A 17,094-nucleotide genomic window follows, 5' to 3' on the forward strand; every position below is an offset into this window, starting at 1 on the left:
CGTCGTCAACCTCGGGAATCCAGCCAGTGAAGAAGCTTCTGATTGCAAATCGCGGCGAGATTGCGCTGCGTGTCCAACGGGCGGCCCAGGATCTTGGCATCGCCACGGTGGCCGTCTACGCCGCCGACGACGCCCAGTGCCGCCACCGCATGCTGGCCGACGAATCGGTGGCRCTACCGGGCAGCGGCCCGGCGGCCTACCTCGATATCGACGCGATGCTCGGCGCCGCGCGCGCCACCGGCGCCGATGCGATTCACCCCGGCTACGGCTTCCTGAGCGAGCGGGCCGACTTTGCGCAGGCGTGCGCCGATGCGGGCATCGTCTTCGTCGGCCCCACGCCCGAGCAGCTTGGGCTGTTCGGCGACAAGGGCCGCGCGYTGGCACTGGCGGCGCGCTGCGACGTGCCGGTCATGCCCGCCACGCCCGGTGGTGCCACGCTTGACGCCATCACGGCGTTCTTCCACGCCCAGCAAGGCAACGGGATCGTGCTGAAAGCCGTGGGCGGCGGTGGCGGGCGCGGCATGCGCATCGTGCGCGAGGCGGAGGCGCTCGCGGAAGCCTACGCGCGCTGCCGCTCGGAAGCGCGCAGCGCCTTCGGCGTGGACGAGATCTACGCGGAGCGGCTGGTCGAGCGCGCGCGSCATATCGAAGTGCAGATCGTGGGCGATGGGCGAGACGTGGTGGCGCTGGGCGAGCGCGACTGCACGCTGCAGCGGCGCTTCCAGAAGCTGGTCGAGATCGCCCCGAGCCCGGTGCTCACGGCGGGCCTGCGCGAGCGCATCCTCCATGCCGCCACCGTAATGGCGCGCGAGGTGGGCTATCGCAGCCTYGGSACGTTCGAGTTCCTCGTGGAGACCACGGAAGCCGGYGAGCCGCGCGGCTTCGTCTTTATCGAAGCGAACCCGCGCCTTCAGGTCGAGCACACGATAACCGAGCAGGTCACCGGCGTGGATCTGGTGGCGACGCAGCTTGCCCTCGCGCAGGGCCGCTCGCTGCGCGAGGCGGGGCTCGATCCGCAGGCGCCGCCCGCCCCGCGCGGCTATGCCATCCAGCTACGGATCAACGCCGAGGCCACCGACGCCCAGGGTCTCGCGCGGCCCGCGCAGGGCCGGCTCGAGCGCTTCGATCCGCCCAGCGGCCCGGACGTGCGCGTGGATACCCACGGCTACACCGGCTATGCCCCGCCGCCGGGCTATGACTCACTGCTGGCCAAGCTCATCGTCACCGCCGCCGCGCCGCGCTTCGACGACGCCGTGCGCCGACTGCGCCGCGCGCTGGCCGAGTTCCGCATCGACGGCGTGCCGACCAATATCGACCTGTTGCGGGCGCTGGTCGCGCGCGAGGACTTCGCCACCCAGCACGTGCATACGCGCCATTTCGAGGCGATCCTGCCAGAACTGCTGGAGCACGCGAGGCGCATCGCTGCCACGGCTGCCACCCGCGATGCCACCAGCGGCCAGCCCGCCGGCGTACCGGCCAGCGCGCTGGCTGCGGGCAGTGAAGCAGCGCCCGGCGAAGGCCTCATCGCCATCCGCGCGCCGATGAACGGCCGTGTGGTCGAGATGCGCGTCAACGAGGACGCCATCGTGCAGCCGGGCCAGACCGTGGCCATCCTCGACGCCATGAAGATGGAGCACACCATCGTCGCCGAGGCCGCCGGCCGCGTGATCGACGTGCGCCTCGGCGCCGGCGCGCAGACCACCGAGAACCAGATCCTGCTGGTGCTGGAGCCGATGGAGACCACCGGTGCAGCGCAGCACCGCACCGCAGGCGCCGATCCGCGCGCCGTACGACCAGACCTGCAGCGCGTGTTCGACCGCGACGCCTTCCTCGCCGACGCCGCCCGCCCGGACGCCGTGGCCAAGCGCCATGCCCGTGCCCAGCGCACCGCGCGCGAGAACGTGGCGGACCTGTGCGATGCCGACAGCTTCGTCGAGTACGGCGCCTACGCGGTGGCGGCGCAGGCCAGCCGGCGCAGCGCCGAGGACCTGATCGCCAACACCCCTGCCGATGGCCTGATCACCGGCACGGGGCGCGTCAACGGCGCCCGCTTCGCACCCGAGGCAGCCCGCTGCGCGGTGCTGGCCTATGACGCCACCGTGCTGGCCGGCACGCAGGGCAAGCGCAACCACATCAAGACTGACCGCATCCTGCAAGTCGCCGCGGACCAGAAGCTGCCCACGGTGATCTTTGCCGAAGGCGGCGGCGGCCGGCCCGGCGATGTCGATTTCCCGACCGTGGCCGGGCTCTACCAGCCGTCGTTCGCGGCGTTCGCCAGCCTGAGCGGCGAGGTGCCGGTGATCGGCATCGCGGCGGGCCGCTGCTTTGCCGGCAATGCCGCACTGCTCGGCTGCTGCGACGTCATCATCGCCACACGCGACGCCAACATCGGCATGGCCGGCCCGGCGATGATCGAGGGCGGCGGGCTGGGGGTGTATCGCCCCGAGGACATCGGCCCCGCTGCCGTGCAGTTCCAGAACGGCGTGGTGGACCTGCTCGTCGACAACGAGGCCGCTGCCGTGCAGGCCGCCAAGCACTATCTGTCGATGTTCCAGGGCCGCACGCAGGACTGGCAGGCGCCCGACCCGCTGCTGCTGCGCGGCGTGGTGCCCGAGAACCGCCTGCGCGTCTACGACACGCGGGCGGCCATGCAGGGCATTGCGGACGTGGACAGCCTGCTCGAACTGCGCGCCGGCTACGGCACGGGCGTGCATACGGCGCTCGCGCGCATCGCGGGGCGCCCGGTCGGCATCGTCGCCAACAACCCGCGCCACCTCGGCGGCGCTATCGACGTGGACGCCGCCGACAAGGCCGCGCGCTTCATGCAGCTGTGCGACACCCACGGGCTGCCCATCGTCTCGCTGATCGACACGCCGGGGTTCATGGTCGGCCCCGAGATCGAGGCGCGCGCGCAGGTGCGGCACGTGTCCCGCCTGTTCGTGCTCGGCGCCAAGCTGCGCGTGCCGTTCATGGCCGTGGTGCTGCGCAAGGGCTACGGACTCGGTGCGATGGCGATGGCAGCCGGCGGCTTCCGCGCGCCGGCCTTCACCATCTCGTGGCCCACCGGCGAGTTCGGCGGGATGGGGCTGGAGGGCGCCGTGCGGCTMGGCTTCCGCAAGGAACTGGAGGCGCTGCCCGAAGGCCCCGAGCGCGACGCGCTCTATCAACAGCTGGTAGCGCAAATGTACGAGCGCGGCCACGCGATCAACGCCGCCGCCGGGCTGGAGATCGACGCCGTGATCGATCCCGCCGAGACACGCCGCTGGCTGCTGGCAGGGCTGGAACCCGCCCCGCGCGACATCCCGCCGCGCCGCTATGTAGACGCCTGGTAACCCCCTGTTCGTCCAACGCCCCGGAGACACGATGGAAGAGACCGCCTTCTTTGCCGACCTGGACGCCCGCCACGCCCGCATCTGGCCGGCTGGCCTGCCTACCGCCCCGCACTACCCGCACGGCGAGATCGGACTGGGTGACACCCTGCGCGCCTGGGCGCGCGTGCAGCCAGACCGCCCGGCGCTGGTCTACTACGGCACCACGCTGACCTATGCCGAACTCGACGACCTCAGCGAACGCTGCGCGGAGCTGCTGCGCGGCCACGGCGCCGGGCCGGGCGAGCGCGTGGCCGTGCTGCTCGGCAACTGCCCCCAGTTCCATATCGTGTTCTACGCGATCCTCAAGATTGGCGCGGTCTACGTGCCGGTCAACCCGCTGTTCAAGGAACACGAGCTGGCCTACGAGCTGAACGATGCCGGCGCCACCACCGTCATCGCGCTCGATTCGCTGGTGCCGATGCTGATGGCCGTGAAGGCGCAGACGCCCGTGGCCACGGTGTTCCGCACCTCGCCGGGCGAGTTCCTGCCGGCCCAGCCGACGCTGCCGGTGCCCGCCGGGCTGGATGCGCCGCCCGTCGAGCACGCCGGCACCATCGACCTGATGACCGCCGTGCGCCTGTGCACCGGCAACGTGCGCGACGCGCAGGTGGATCTGGACGCCCTGGCGGCGCTCAACTACACCGGCGGCACCACCGGCATGCCGAAGGGCTGCATGCACACGCAGCGGGACATGCTCTACACCGCCGCCGCCTCGCTGGCGGTGGCCAGCGGGCAGGCGGGCCGCGACCCGGCCCAGCCCTCTTCGGACGTGATGCTGAACTTCCTGCCGATGTTCTGGATCGCCGGTGAGAACCTCGGCCTGATCTACCCGATCTTCAGCGGCGCCACGCTGGTGCTGCTGGCGCGCTGGGACCCCTCGGCCGTGATGGCCGCCGTGGACCGCTACCGCGTGAACCGGACCTTCATGGTGGTGGACAGCATCGTCGAACTGCTCCAGCACCCGGACCTCCCCCGCCACGACCTGCGCACGCTGCAACACACGCGCGTGGCGTCGTTTATCCGCAAGCTCACGCCGGACCTGCGCCGCCAGTGGCAGGCGCTGACCGGCGGCATCCTGGCCGAGGGTGCCTGGGGCATGACCGAGACGCACACCAGCGACACCTTCACCACCGGCATGCAGACCGACGACATGGACCTGCACGGCCGCCCGATCTTCGTGGGCCTGCCCGTGCCCGGCACGCGCATCAAGATCTGCGATTTCGAGACCGGCAAGGTGCTGCCGGTGGGCGAGGAAGGCGAGATCGTGGTCAGCACGCCCTCGCTGTTCAAGGGCTACTGGGGCCGCCCGGAAGCCAACGCCGAGGTGTTCCGCAACGGCTGGTTCCATACCGGCGACATCGGCGCCTACGACGAGGCCGGCTATCTCCACTTCCTCGGTCGCCGCAAGGAGATGATCAAGGTGCGCGGCATGAGCGTGTTTCCGTCCGAGCTGGAAGTGCTGCTGGGCCGGCATCCGGCCGTGCTCGGCTCGGCCGTGGTGCCGCGGCCAGACCCGGAGCGCGGGCAGGTGCCCGTGGCCTTCATCCGGCTGCGCCCCGAGCATGCCGCCGTCACCGGCGACGACCTGCTGGGCTGGTGCCGCGAGCATATGGCGAGCTACAAGGTGCCGGAGATCCGCCTGGTGGCGGAACTGCCAATGACGGCCACCGGCAAGGTCCGCAAGGTGGAACTGCAGGCGCAGTTCGAGCAGAACTAACAAGACAAAAGAGGAGACACCCGATGAACACGCCGCGACGCACCCTGCTCAAACTGTCCGCCGCCACGCTCGGCGGCCTGGCCCTCGGCCGCCCCGCCTGGGCGCAGCAGCCCACCCCCTCCGGTCCGATCCGGATCGTACTGCCCTACCCGCCCGGCGGCTCCACGGACGCCATCACGCGCTTTATCGCGGACAAACTCGGTGCCTCGCTGAAGACCAGCGTGATCGTGGACAACCGCCCCGGCGCCGCCGGCATGATCGGCGCGGCGGCTGTGGCCTCGGCGGCGCCGGACGGCCGCACGCTGCTGTTCACCAACACCGCGCTGATCCAGAGTCCGCTGATCCAGCCGCAGCCGCTCTACAACCCGATGACCGACTTCGAGCCGCTGACGCTGGTGGCGGACGCCGCGCAGGTCTTTGTCGCCAGCGATGCCATCCCTGCCAAGACGCTGGCGGAGTACGTCGAGTACGCGCGYCAGAACCCCGGCTCGGCCTACGGCAGCCTGGGCGTGGGCTCCACCGGCCATCTGTACGGCGARCTGCTCAAGCGCCGCGCCAACCTCAACATCGTGCACGCGGCGTACAAGGGCGACACCGCCGCCATCGCGGACCTGCTCGCCAAGCAGTTGCCCGCCGGCTTCGTCTCCACGGTGATGGCCAAGACTTATGGCGACGCCGGCCGGATCAAGGTGCTCGCCACGCTGGGGCCGGCGCGGGTGCCGTCCATGCCGAACGTGCCGACCTTCGCCGAAGCCGGCTTCACGGGCTTCGAGTCGATCGGCTGGATCGGCATGCTCGCCCCCGCCAAGACGCCCGCCCCGCTGGTGCAGCGGCTGTCCGCCGAGATCGCGACCATTGTCAAATCCCCGGCCGGTGCCAAGATGCTGGCCGAAAGCGGCATGCTGCCGCGCGGCACCACGGCGCCGGAGTTCGGCGCCCTGCTCAAGCGGGACCAGCAAGTGTGGCAGGCGCTGGTCAGCCAGTCGGGGATCAAGGTGGCGTCGTAAGGCGATGCTATAGGCCGGCGTCTCCCGATATACTCCCCGGATCGTTTCAGGGAGACCTCGCGTGGATCGATTGCAGGCCATGAAGACCTTTGTCACCGTGGTGGAGAGCGGTGGCTTCACCGCGGCCGCGCGCAAGCTCGATATTTCGCTGTCGGTGGTCAGCCGCATCGTCACCGACCTCGAAGCCCACCTTGGCGTGCGGCTGCTCACGCGGACCACGCGGCTGGTGCGCCCGACGGACACCGGCGCCACCTACTACGAGGACTGCCGGCGCATCCTGGCCGAGATCGACGACGCCGAACTCGCCACCACGGGCGCCCACGCGGCGCCGCGCGGGCAGCTGTCGATCACGGCCTCGGTGCTGTTCGGCCGCCGCTTCGTCACGCCGATCGTGGTCGAGTACCTGCGGCGCTACCCGGAGGTGGACGTCCACTGCCTGTTTATCGACCGCATCGTCAATTTCGTCGACGAGGGCATCGACGTCGGCATCCGCATTGGCGAGCTGCCCGCCTCCTCGCTCCAGGCGGTGCCGGTCGGCCATGTGCGGCGCGTGGTCTGCGCGTCGCCCGCCTACCTGGCGCAGCACGGGGTGCCGGCGACGCCGGCGGACCTGCCGGCGCACACCGTGATCCAGACCACCGGCATCTCCACCTTGCCGGAATGGCGCTTTCTCGCCGGCGGCGAGATGACGCCCACGCGCCTCGCCCCGCGCATGGCCACCACCACCAACGATTCGGCCATCGCGGCGGCCGTGGACGGCTTCGGGCTGGCGCGCGTGCTGTCGTACCAGATTGCCGATGAATTGCGCGACGGCCGCCTGCAGGTCGTGCTGGCCGACTTCGAGCCGGCGCCGCTGCCGATCAACGTGATCCATCGCGAGGGCCGCCACGCGATGCACAAGGTGCGCGCCTTCCTGGACCTCGCCATCGAGACGTTGCGCGCCGCGCCGTCCCTGCGCTAGAGCGGCTCGGCAGGCGGCAACTGGGCATTCTTCGCGTTGGCGCAAGAGTGCCTTCTGCCGGCGGCGGTTTTTCGTGCGCCGAAAGGCACCTATAGTCGGACCATCCCAACCAGGATCCGACATGAAACTGTATGCCTACCCCCTCTCCGGCCACTCGCACCGCGTGCGGCTGTTCCTCGCCCTGATCGGCCAGCCAGTCGAACTCATCGACGTGGACCTGCGCGCCGGCGCCCARAAGGCCCCGGAATTCCTCGCCCTGAACCCGTTCGGCCAGGTGCCCGTGCTGGTGGATGGGGACACGGTGCTGCCGGACTCCAACGCGATCATGGTCTATCTGGCCAAAACGCTGGGCCGGACCGACTGGCTGCCCGAGACCCCCGCCGGCGCCGCCGCCGTGCAGCGCTGGCTGTCCGTGGCCGCGGGCGACCTCGCGGCCGGGCCGGCCTCGGCACGCCTGATTACGGTGTTCGGCGCGCCGCTGAACAGCGAGCAGGTCATTGCCCGGGCACATCTGGTGCTGGGCCGCATGAACCGCGCGCTGACAGGCCGCCAGTGGATTGCCGCCGATCAGCCGACGATTGCCGATGTGGCGCTGTACAGCTATACCGCCAGCGCGCCGGAAGGCTTTGTCGACCTGAGCGACTACACCCACGTGCGGCAATGGCTGGCGCGCGTGGAAACGCTGCCCGGCTTCGTGCCGTTCCAGAAGACCGCCGTCGGGCTCGCCGCCTGATTGCCGCCCCCGCCATCCACCCTACCGGAGCCCAACATGTCCTCCCACGCCGCCCTCCTCCCGGATCTGCCCTGGCATACCGGCGAACGCCTGCTGCAGGAGCGCGCCGGCGTGCAGGCGCGCATGGCAGAGGTCGGCCCGCGCGTGGTGCGGGACTACATGCCCGACCAGCATCGCGACTTCTTCCAACAGCTTCCGCTGGTCGTGCTCGGCACGGTGGCGCCGGATGGGCGCGTCTGGGCCACGCTGCGCGCCGGGGCGCCCGGCTTCCTCCACTCCCCGGACCCGCGCGTGCTGGACGTGGCAGTGGCGCGAGAGCCCGCCGACCCGGCCGACGCCGGCATGGACGACGGCAACGCCCTCGGCCTGCTCGGCATCGATCCCATGACGCGGCGCCGCAATCGCATGAACGGCCGGGTGGAGCGCACCGGCCCGGACGGCTTCCGGCTGGCCGTGGGCCAGAGCTTCGGCAACTGCCCGCAGTACATCCAGCAGCGCGCGTTCGATTTCACGCGCGAYCCYGGSGTGGCGTCCGACCAGCCGCCGCAGGTCCTGCCRGCCCTGGACGAGCGGGCGCGCGCGCTGATCGCCGGCRCGGATACCTTCTTCGTGGCGTCCTACGTGGATCTGGCCGATGGCAGCCGGCAGGTGGATGTATCSCATCGGGGCGGGCCGCGCGGCTTCGTCCGGCTCGATGCGGACGGCGGGCTGACGATTCCCGACTACTCGGGCAACCGCTTCTTCAATACGCTGGGAAATCTGGCCGCCAACCCGATTGCCGGACTGGCCTTCGTGGACTACACCACCGGCAACCTGCTCCAGCTTTCGGGCCGGGCCGAGGTGCTGACCGACTCCCCGGAGATCGCCAACTGGGAAGGCGCCGAACGGCTCTGGCGCGTGATACCGGACCGCGTGGTCTGGCGCGAGGCGGCGCTGCCGCTGGTCTGGCACGCCCCGGACGCTTTGCCCCGGTCATAGCCCTGTGACACAATCGCGCGACGCCTGGCCCCGGAGTCCGCGATCATGTCCCTGGAAGCGCTGCAAAACATCAATCCGCAATCGCTGCTCGATACGGCGATCAGCCTCGCCGCCGCGTTCGTGCTCGGCGGCATGATCGGCTACGAGCGCCAGTACCGCCAGCGCACGGCCGGGCTGCGCACCAATGTGCTGGTGGCCGTGGGCGCGGCGATCTTCGTGGACATGGCCAACCATCTCGCCGGCCACGATGGCGCGGTGCGCGTGGTGGCCTACGTGGTGTCCGGCATCGGTTTCCTGGGCGCCGGCGTGATCATGCGCGAGGAAGGCAATGTGCGCGGCCTCAACACGGCGGCCACGCTGTGGGGCTCGGCGGCGGTCGGCGCGTGCGCCGGGGCGGACCTGATCATGGAGGCGGCCATCGGCGCGCTGTTCGTGCTGGCCGCCAACACGCTGCTGCGGCCCGTGGTGGACCGCATCAACCGCCAGCCCATCGACACGCCTGCCGTGGAAGTCACCCATACCGTGCACGTGATTACCGCGCGCGAGCACCAGAAACTCGCCATGCGGCTGCTGGAGGAAGCGCTGGATGCGGCCGACTTCCCCACCCGTGACCTGGAGGTGCGGGCGTTCGGTGAACAGGATGTGGAGATCGAAGCGGTGCTGGCAGCCGCCTCGGTGGAGGGCGACGCGCTGGACGCGATGGTGGCCAGGCTGGGCGCCACGAGCGTGGTCAGCCAGGCCTTCTGGAGCGCCAGCACCACCGAGTAGCAGCGCCGGCGCCGGGGTTCARCGGCTTATGCGGCTTTAGCGGTTGGCGGCGAGCGCCGCCACGGCGGGCAGGGCCATCTGGCCGAGCACCCGCAGCACGGTGATCTGGTCACCGGTCCAGCTTTCCACGGCGGTCAGGTAGTTAAAGGTGCCGATCACCCGGCCGCCCTCGCAGAGCGGCACGTTGACCACGCCATTCAGACCCAGGCCACGGATCACGGCGATGTCGTCGAAGACGGCGGCCAGCGCCGCGTCGCCCTCGCCGACGAACACCTCGCCGCGCACCAGCAACTGGCGCGTCCAGGACGTGTCGCCCTTGACCTTCTTCCCACCCACCGGGTAGGCGGCCGGATCGGACGACCACAGCCGCCCGATCTCGCCGGTCTCGGCCTGCCACGTRTTGATCGTCAGCAGGCCGGGGCCGAGCAGGTCCAGCGTGGCCTGCCCCACCGCATCCATCACGGCCACCGGCGTCGCCGCGTGGCGCAACTGGTCGCACAGCGTATTCAGCCGCGCCAGGTTGGCGAGTTCTACCATCGACGCTTACTCCGCCTTGATGCCGAGTTCGCGGATCAGCTTGCCGTAGCGGTCCGCGTCACGGCGCAGGATCTTGCCGAACGCCTGCGGCGTGGACGTGGTGGTCTCCACGCCGATGCTGTCCATCTTGGCCTTCACTTCCGGCAGCGTCATGATCCGGTTGATCTCGCTGTTCAGGCGCGTCACCAGCTCGGCCGGCATGTTCTTCGGGCCGAAGGCGCCGTACCACACGGACAGCTCATAGCCGGGCAGCGTCTCGCCCACCGTGGGCACGTCCGGCAGCAGCGGCGAGCGCTTGGCTTCGGTCACCGCCAGCAGGCGCAGCTTGCCGGCCTTCACGTGCGGCAGCGTCTGGGTGCCGGCGGAGAACAGCAGTTGCGTCTGGCCTGCCACGAGATCCACCACGGCCGGGGCGCCGCCCTTGTACGGCACGTGGAGCATGTCCACGCCGGCCATCTTGGCGAACAGCACCGCGCTCAGGTGGTTGGTGGAGCCGGAGCCGGCGCTGGCGTAGGCCAGCTTGCCCGGATTGGCCTTGGCGTAGGCAATCAGTTCCTTGACGTTCTTCGCCGGCACCGACGGATGCACCACCATGGTGTTCGTCACGTAGGCCAGCAGCCCCAGCGGGGTGAAGTCCTCCACGCCCTTGAACGGCATGTTGGGCATCAGCGAGGGGTTCATCGCGTGGGTGCTCATCGAGCCAATCAGCAGCGTGTAGCCGTCCGGCTGGGCCCGGGCGACCGTGGCCGAGCCGATATTGCCCGAGGCGCCGGGGCGGTTGTCGACGATGACCGGCTGGCCGAGCGACTTGGTCAGGTGTTCGGACAGCACGCGCGCCAGGATGTCCGTGGAGCCGCCGGCGGCCCAGGGCACGATCAGCGTGATCGGTTTTGTCGGATAGGCATCGGCGGCACCAGCCCCCGAAATGGCGGCGAACGACATTGCCAGCGCGGCGGCGCCGCACAGCAGGCTCTTGACTACGGACCTCATGACTGCAACTCCCTCTGTCTTCGTGCGGACCGCCCCGTGCGGGCCGACTGTTTGTGCGATACCGCTATCGCGATACCTTCCATGCCTGCCGCCCCGTCAGCGGCCCACGGCATAGCCTTGCATCCCACGCGCATTGGCGCCCGCGCGCAGCACCAGCCGGCCCTGGGCATCGCGCTCGCGCGAGCAGGCCGACATGCGGCCCTCGGACCAGTCGTCGCCCACGCGCACCTCGTGCCCGCGCGCGCGCAGCGCCTCCAGCGTGGCCGCCGGAAAGCGCGACTCGATGCTGATGCGGTTGAGCACGGTCTGGCGCGGCCAGAACGAACCCGGGAAATGATCGATATGCCAGGCCGGCGCGTCGATGGCCTCCTGGAGGTTCATGCCATGCACGGCATGACGCAGGAAGAATGCCAGGGACCACTGGTCCTGCTGGTCGCCACCAGGCGTGCCGAAGACCATGTACGGCTCSCCGTCGCGCAGCGCCATCGACGGCGACAGCGTGGTGCACGGGCGCTTGCCCGGTGCCAGCGTGTTCGGCAGGCCCGGCTCGAGCCAGGTCATCTGCAGGCGCGTGTTCAGCGCGAAGCCGAGCGACGGAATCGTCGGGCTCGACGACAGCCAGCCGCCGGACGGCGTGGCCGCCACCATGTTGCCGTGGCGGTCGATCACGTCGATATGGCAGGTATCGCCCACGAACAGCTCGCGCTCGGCCCATTCGGTCACGGGCGGCAGCGCGGCAAAGGTGGGCTCGCCCACGCCGAAGCGCACGTCGGCGGTGGCCAGCGTGCGCGTGGCGACGTCGAGGTCCGGCATGCGCGGCGCCTCGCCCTTCAGCGTGCCCGCCGTCATGGTCAGCGCGGCCTGCTCGCCGATGCCCGCCGCGCGCGCGGCCAGGTAGTGCGGATTGAGCAGCGCGCAGAGCTTGCTTTCGGTGAAGCGGGGGTCGCCGTACCAGGCGGTACGGTCGGCCATCGCCAGCTTGGCGGCCTCGGCAATCTTGTGGACGAATTCGGGGGACGTGGGCGCGTGGGCTTCCAGCCCGGCGTGGCGCAGCATGCCGAGCTGCTGCAGGAACATCGGACCCTGGCTCCAGATATCGCACTTGGCCACGGTATAGCGGCCGAAGTCCAGCGTCACCGGGGCTTCTACCGTGGGCGCCCACTGGGCGAGGTCGTCGTAGCGCAGCAGGCCGGTGTGCTTCTCGCCGGTGGTGTCGCGCACCGGGGTGTCGCGGCAGTAGGCGTCGATGGCCTCGGCCACGAAGCCGCGGTACCAGCAGTCCATGGCGGCATCGATCTGGCCCGTGCGGGAGTCGCTCGCGGACTGGGCCGTCTCGATAATGCGGGTATAGGTGTCGGCCAGCACCGGCAGCCGGTGGAGCGCGCCGGGGCGCGGCACCTTGCCGTCCGGCAGCCACGTATCAGCCGAGCTGTGCCATTCGTCGCGRAACAGCGACTGCACGGCCAGGATGGCCTGCGAGATACGCGGCACCAGCGGGAAGCCATCGCGCGCATAGCCGATGGCGGGCGCGAGCACGTCCGCCAGCGACCACGTGCCGTGGTCGCGCAACATGGTCAGCCACGCGCCGAACGCGCCGGGCACKGTGGCGGGCATCAGGCCGATGCCGGGCATCAGCTCCATACCCTGGGCGCGCAGCGCCTCGGGGTCCGCCAGCGCGGGCGCGGGGCCCTGGCCGCAGACCGAGCGCATCGCGCGCGTCTTTTCATCCCAATACAGGATCGGCACTTCGCCGCCCGGGCCGTTCAGGTGCGGTTCCACGACCTGGAGCACAAAGCCCCCGGCGACGGCCGCATCGTAGGCATTGCCGCCCCGCTCGAGCACGCCCATCGCGGTCTGCGTGGCAAGCCAGTGGGTGGAGGCGGCAACGCCGAAGGTGCCAACGATTTCCGGACGGGTGGTGAACATGGCCTAATGACTGGTATCGAATGCATTTGAGTATAGGAGCCCGGAATAACTGCAAACGGCGAAAAAATTATTGTTGCATTACCATTTGGTTATATCGCTCCTTCGCCATCATGCCCATTTCGTCCGACAAGCTGCTCCACAACGTGGTCTCGCGCCTGCGCCTGCGCCATCTGCCGCTGCTGCTGGCGCTCGAGCGCCAGCGCTCTGTCTCGCGCGTGGCCGCCGAACTCAATCTCTCCCAGCCGGCCGTGACCAAGGCGCTGCGCGAGATCGAGGACATTTTCCTGACGCCGCTGTTCACCCGCACCCGGCAGGGCCTGGAGCCGACACCGACCGGCGTGGCCGTGCTGGCCCACGCGCGCACGGCGCTGGCCGATGCCGAGGCGCTGGGGCGCGAGCTGACGGTGATCGAGGCCGGCCTGCGCGGGCGGCTGCGGATCGGCGTGATTCCCTACGTGGCGCGCGGCGTGCTCGATGCCGCGCTGGACTTCGGCCTGCGCCACACGCCGCGCATCTCGATGCTGGTACGGGAGGGGACCACCGACGAACTGGTCAACGCGCTGCGCCAGCACGAACTCGATTGCGTGATCGCGCGCTCGTTCTACCTGGCGGGCGAGGATATCGTCCAGCAGCCGCTGTATCGGGAGGAACCGGTGCTGGTGGTGCCGGCGGACGCCGCCGCGCGGCTCTCCCGGGCGGGGCTGGACTGGAAACGCCTGTCGGAGCGGGACTGGATCCTGCCGCCCCCGCACACGCCGGTGCGCCGCACCATCAATACGATGTTCGCGGTGGCCGGCGTGGCGCCGCCGCTGCCCACGGTCGAAACCTACTCGATCAAGCCGATGGCCACCCTGCTGCGCCGCCAGCCGGACGCCATCACCATCGTGCCGCGCTCGGTGGCCGCCGAACTGGTGGAACTGGGCGGTGCCGCCACCCTGCCCTTTGCGCTGAGCTGGGACTTGCCGCCCGTCGGCCTCATGTGGCGACGGGGGCTGGAAGATAACGAATTGATGACGTCGCTGGTGGAGGCGCTGCGAGAAGCGGCTCAATAGTCACTTCACTCAGAGTGCGTGCCCTCCGTGCGAGGGGACGCCATGTCTCATACATTCATGGACAATGTGCTTGTCGTGATTGACCCCTCGACATTTGTACCCGCACCCGCGACGGCTTCGTCGCGGGCTTTTTTTTGGTCAAAGCATCTTCCGCATCAGGGCGTTTTCCAGCGTCACGCCCCGACAGACTGGGAAATTCCGTTCGACCACGTGAAAACCGTGGCGCGCGAAAAAGGGCTCGGCCGTCTTGCTCACGTTTGAGGTGAGTGCCGTTATCCCCAGATTCACGGCCTCCTCGTGAATACGCGTCATCAGCAGGGTCCCGATTCCCTGCCGGGGATGGAAACCCGACACATAGAAGTGATCGATGTAGCCGTTGGGCTGAACGTCGGCATAACCGACGATCTCATTWTCKAGTTCGACGACGAAGGGCCGGAGCTTTTGGACCCGCGGTGCCCATAGGGCCATGTCAAAGTCGGCTGGCGCCCAGGCTGCGATTTGCTCGGGGGAATAGTCCCTGGCGGCGATTTCGTGGATGGCGGTGAAGAACACGCGGAACAACGCTGGTTCATCGCCTGGTTGGAAGCTTCGGAGGTTCACGGGGGTCTTCGCAAGGCGACGTTGGAAAGCACCAGTCTGTCACACGTGAGCCGCGAGGCGGCGTGGATTGCTGTGGCGTACGGCGTGTGGATCGCGTCCCGATAAGAGCGATTCGCGTGCGCTGTCTTACCGCATCATGCGTACCCGCCTTTCCGCAAGGTCATAGGGTCCCCGCTTGAAATTGCATACATTGCCAGCCGTTTCTGAGATGACATCCAGGGCCCGCGAGAAACCGGATTGCCGATACACGGCCGAGTAGATGAGGGGAGGCGGCATTGGATCGGTCCGGACTACGCGCAGCAGGCCGTCATTGATATCCGAGGCGAAGTAGTCGACCGCTAATTGACTGACGCCCAGTCCCTCGATCGTTAACTCCCGCAACACCGTGAGGCTGTTGGTGGAAAAGACCTTCTTGAACTGGAATCCGTGTTCACGGTTCCAGGAACCATAGAACGCATTCTTTGCAGAGCCGGCCGCCTGTTGCAACACCGGATATTCGGCAAGCTCATTGGGCTTGAGTGGGCGATCGGGGATGTCCAGCTTTGGGCTGGCCATCCAGAGATCCTCCACCCGGCCAACTTCGACACACCGGTAGGCATCGCCCCAGTACGTCCCGGGCAAAATGGTCAGATCAATCGTATTGGCTTCCAGCGCGGCGAACAGGCTTAGGCCAGCATCGACCACGGGCTCGATCTCGAGTGCGGGGTGCGTCAACTTCAATTCGCGCAACAGGCGTGTCAGCCATGTCAGCGCCACGAGTTCGGTCACGCCGATGCGGAACGTGCCGCGCACTTCGTTGTCCAGGCCGACCTCTCGCGCAATTCGGTCCTTGAGCACCATCGACTCTTCGGCAATCGGCATGAGCCGCGCGCCAGCCTGCGTAGGGACGAGACCCTTGGGCATGCGGTGCACCAGTTGCACGCCCAGTGCCTGTTCGAGTTCGATCACGCGCTTCGAGACGGCTGATTGCGTCGTAAACAGCTTKGCGGCCGCGACGGTGAATGACGCGCTCGTGACGCTGAAATAGAAGGCTTCAAGTTGCTTTAATGTCACATTCACGGTTTTTTCACCCATTGAATGACGGATTAGGCACCACTATGAAGCAATCCAGGAATTTAAAGAATAGCAAAGCAATCTTATTACTCGTTTGTGGCATGCGGAGAGGGCTCACATACTGGTGTCCATCGATCCACCAGTGAACCGCCCATGCTGAAGCTTGCCGACAGACTCAACCGCATCAAACCATCCCCCAGTTCCATGGCAGGGCAGCGCGTCCGCGAGCTGCGGGCCGCCGGCCGTGATGTCATCGGCCTGACGGCCGGAGAGCCGGACTTTGCCACGCCCGCGCACATCTGCGAGGCCGCCCKGGTGACGATGCAGTCGGGCAAAACCGGTTACACCGATGTGGGCGGAACGTCCGAACTGCGAGAGGCGGTTGCGCGCAAGTTCTCACGCGAAAACGCGCTGAGCTACAGGCCCAGCGAGATCATCGTCAGCACTGGCGCAAAGCAAGTGATTTTCAACGCGATGCTATGCACGGTGCAGGCCGGCGATGAAGTCATCATTCCCGCGCCGTACTGGGTGTCCTATCCTGACATCACGCTGTTCGCGGGCGGTACGCCCGTATTCGTTCCCGGCTCGCCGGAAATGGGCTTCAAGCTAACGCCACAGTCGCTGGAGGGCGCCATCACGCCGCGTACCCGCTGGCTCATGCTGAACGCGCCGAACAATCCGAGCGGCGCGGCCTATAGCCGTGACGAACTGGTCGCGCTCGGCGAAGTCCTGAGCCGCCACCCCCATGTGTGGATCATGACCGACGACATCTACGAGCACCTGATGTACGACGGCACGGGGTTTTTCACCATCGCGCAGGTGTGCCCGCAACTGGCCGACCGGACGCTGACGATCAATGGCGTATCGAAAGCCTATGCCATGACCGGCTGGCGAATTGGCTATGCCGGCGGGCCGGCAGCGTTGATCAAGGCCATGACCAAGCTGCAATCGCAAAGCACTTCGTGCGCCAATGCCGTGGCGCAGGCCGCTGCGCTCGCCGCGCTGGAAGGGCCGCAAGACTTTATCGCGGCGAACCGCGACGTCTATCGGCAACGCCGCGACTTCGTGGTGGAAGCGCTGAACCGTATCGAGGGCATCGCGTGCAAACCGCCAGCCGGTGCCTTCTATCTCTTCGCGTCATGTGCCGGCCTTTTCGGACGCCGGACCAGCGAAGGCCTCGCCATCCGGAACAGTGACCAATGGGCAGCCTGGTCGCTTGACGCGGCCAACATCGCCTTCCTGCCTGGCTCTGCCTATGGGGTCGATACCCATTTCCGGCTCTCGTTCGCCACCAGCATGGAAGTGCTGGCAGAAGGCACCCGGCGCATTGCGCACGCGGCCGAAACCCTGCTTGCGTAGCGCCGCCACGAAGACACCTTACAAACATGCAGAGATCCGCAG

Annotated in this window: 14 protein-coding genes; 9 read left to right on the forward strand and 5 right to left on the reverse strand. The window is 68.4% G+C overall.

Features of this window, described 5'->3' with window-relative positions; all coding sequences use genetic code 11:
* Window positions 1-26 precede the first annotated feature (26 nt).
* From AB4Z27_RS00500 to AB4Z27_RS00530, 7 genes are all read left to right on the forward strand, one after another.
* A complete protein-coding gene (locus tag AB4Z27_RS00500; RefSeq protein ID WP_441643736.1) occupies window positions 27-3,332 on the forward strand; it encodes a carboxyl transferase domain-containing protein in 3,306 nt (1,101 codons plus the stop codon).
* A gap of 31 nt (window positions 3,333-3,363) precedes the next feature.
* Window positions 3,364-5,088, forward strand: coding sequence for an AMP-binding protein (locus tag AB4Z27_RS00505; protein ID WP_441592799.1), 1,725 nt, complete (start codon window positions 3,364-3,366; stop codon window positions 5,086-5,088).
* A gap of 23 nt (window positions 5,089-5,111) precedes the next feature.
* Entirely contained in the window at window positions 5,112-6,095 is a 984-nt protein-coding gene (locus AB4Z27_RS00510; RefSeq protein ID WP_441643737.1) for a Bug family tripartite tricarboxylate transporter substrate binding protein, read from the forward strand.
* Window positions 6,096-6,156: 61 nt separating this feature from the next.
* Window positions 6,157-7,056 carry a LysR family transcriptional regulator gene (locus AB4Z27_RS00515; protein WP_441643738.1) on the forward strand — a complete coding sequence of 300 codons (900 nt, stop codon included), beginning with the start codon at window positions 6,157-6,159 and terminating at the stop codon, window positions 7,054-7,056.
* 121 nt (window positions 7,057-7,177) lie between these two features.
* A complete protein-coding gene (locus AB4Z27_RS00520; protein WP_441592802.1) occupies window positions 7,178-7,789 on the forward strand; it encodes a glutathione S-transferase family protein in 612 nt (203 codons plus the stop codon).
* A 36-nt stretch (window positions 7,790-7,825) separates the two neighbouring features.
* On the forward strand, window positions 7,826-8,767 hold the full coding sequence (locus AB4Z27_RS00525; protein WP_441643739.1) for a pyridoxamine 5'-phosphate oxidase family protein: 942 nt from the start codon (window positions 7,826-7,828) through the stop codon (window positions 8,765-8,767).
* Window positions 8,768-8,812: 45 nt separating this feature from the next.
* Window positions 8,813-9,535, forward strand: coding sequence for an MgtC/SapB family protein (locus AB4Z27_RS00530; RefSeq protein WP_092294664.1), 723 nt, complete (start codon window positions 8,813-8,815; stop codon window positions 9,533-9,535).
* 36 nt (window positions 9,536-9,571) lie between these two features.
* Here the strand turns inward: AB4Z27_RS00530 and AB4Z27_RS00535 are convergent, their stop codons facing one another.
* The 3 genes from AB4Z27_RS00535 to AB4Z27_RS00545 all read right to left on the reverse strand — a co-directional run bounded on the left by AB4Z27_RS00535 (window position 9,572) and on the right by AB4Z27_RS00545 (window position 12,988).
* Window positions 9,572-10,072, reverse strand: coding sequence for a GAF domain-containing protein (locus AB4Z27_RS00535; protein ID WP_092294662.1), 501 nt, complete (start codon window positions 10,070-10,072; stop codon window positions 9,572-9,574).
* A 6-nt stretch (window positions 10,073-10,078) separates the two neighbouring features.
* A complete protein-coding gene (locus tag AB4Z27_RS00540; RefSeq protein WP_092294660.1) occupies window positions 10,079-11,062 on the reverse strand; it encodes a Bug family tripartite tricarboxylate transporter substrate binding protein in 984 nt (327 codons plus the stop codon).
* 96 nt (window positions 11,063-11,158) lie between these two features.
* On the reverse strand, window positions 11,159-12,988 hold the full coding sequence (locus tag AB4Z27_RS00545; protein WP_441643740.1) for a gamma-glutamyltransferase family protein: 1,830 nt from the start codon (window positions 12,986-12,988) through the stop codon (window positions 11,159-11,161).
* Between the two features lie 110 nt (window positions 12,989-13,098).
* Here AB4Z27_RS00545 and AB4Z27_RS00550 point away from each other — a divergent pair, with 110 nt between their 5' ends.
* The gene (locus tag AB4Z27_RS00550) at window positions 13,099-14,040 is read left to right on the forward strand and encodes a LysR family transcriptional regulator (protein ID WP_092294656.1); all 942 of its coding nucleotides are present in this window, start codon (window positions 13,099-13,101) and stop codon (window positions 14,038-14,040) included.
* Between the two features lie 138 nt (window positions 14,041-14,178).
* Here AB4Z27_RS00550 and AB4Z27_RS00555 read toward each other — a convergent pair whose 3' ends face one another.
* Together AB4Z27_RS00555 and AB4Z27_RS00560 are read right to left on the reverse strand one after the other, a co-directional pair.
* A complete protein-coding gene (locus AB4Z27_RS00555; RefSeq protein ID WP_441643741.1) occupies window positions 14,179-14,640 on the reverse strand; it encodes a GNAT family N-acetyltransferase in 462 nt (153 codons plus the stop codon).
* Between the two features lie 126 nt (window positions 14,641-14,766).
* Complete coding sequence (locus AB4Z27_RS00560; RefSeq protein ID WP_255370812.1) at window positions 14,767-15,714, reverse strand: LysR family transcriptional regulator; 948 nt, start codon at window positions 15,712-15,714, stop codon at window positions 14,767-14,769.
* A 132-nt stretch (window positions 15,715-15,846) separates the two neighbouring features.
* Here AB4Z27_RS00560 and AB4Z27_RS00565 point away from each other — a divergent pair, with 132 nt between their 5' ends.
* Window positions 15,847-17,052, forward strand: a complete 1,206-nt coding sequence (locus AB4Z27_RS00565) for a pyridoxal phosphate-dependent aminotransferase (RefSeq protein WP_441643742.1) — start codon at window positions 15,847-15,849, stop codon at window positions 17,050-17,052.
* Window positions 17,053-17,094 lie beyond the last annotated feature (42 nt).

Source organism: Cupriavidus sp. KB_39 (assembly GCF_052114485.1).
Taxonomy (GTDB): Bacteria; Pseudomonadota; Gammaproteobacteria; order Burkholderiales; family Burkholderiaceae; genus Cupriavidus.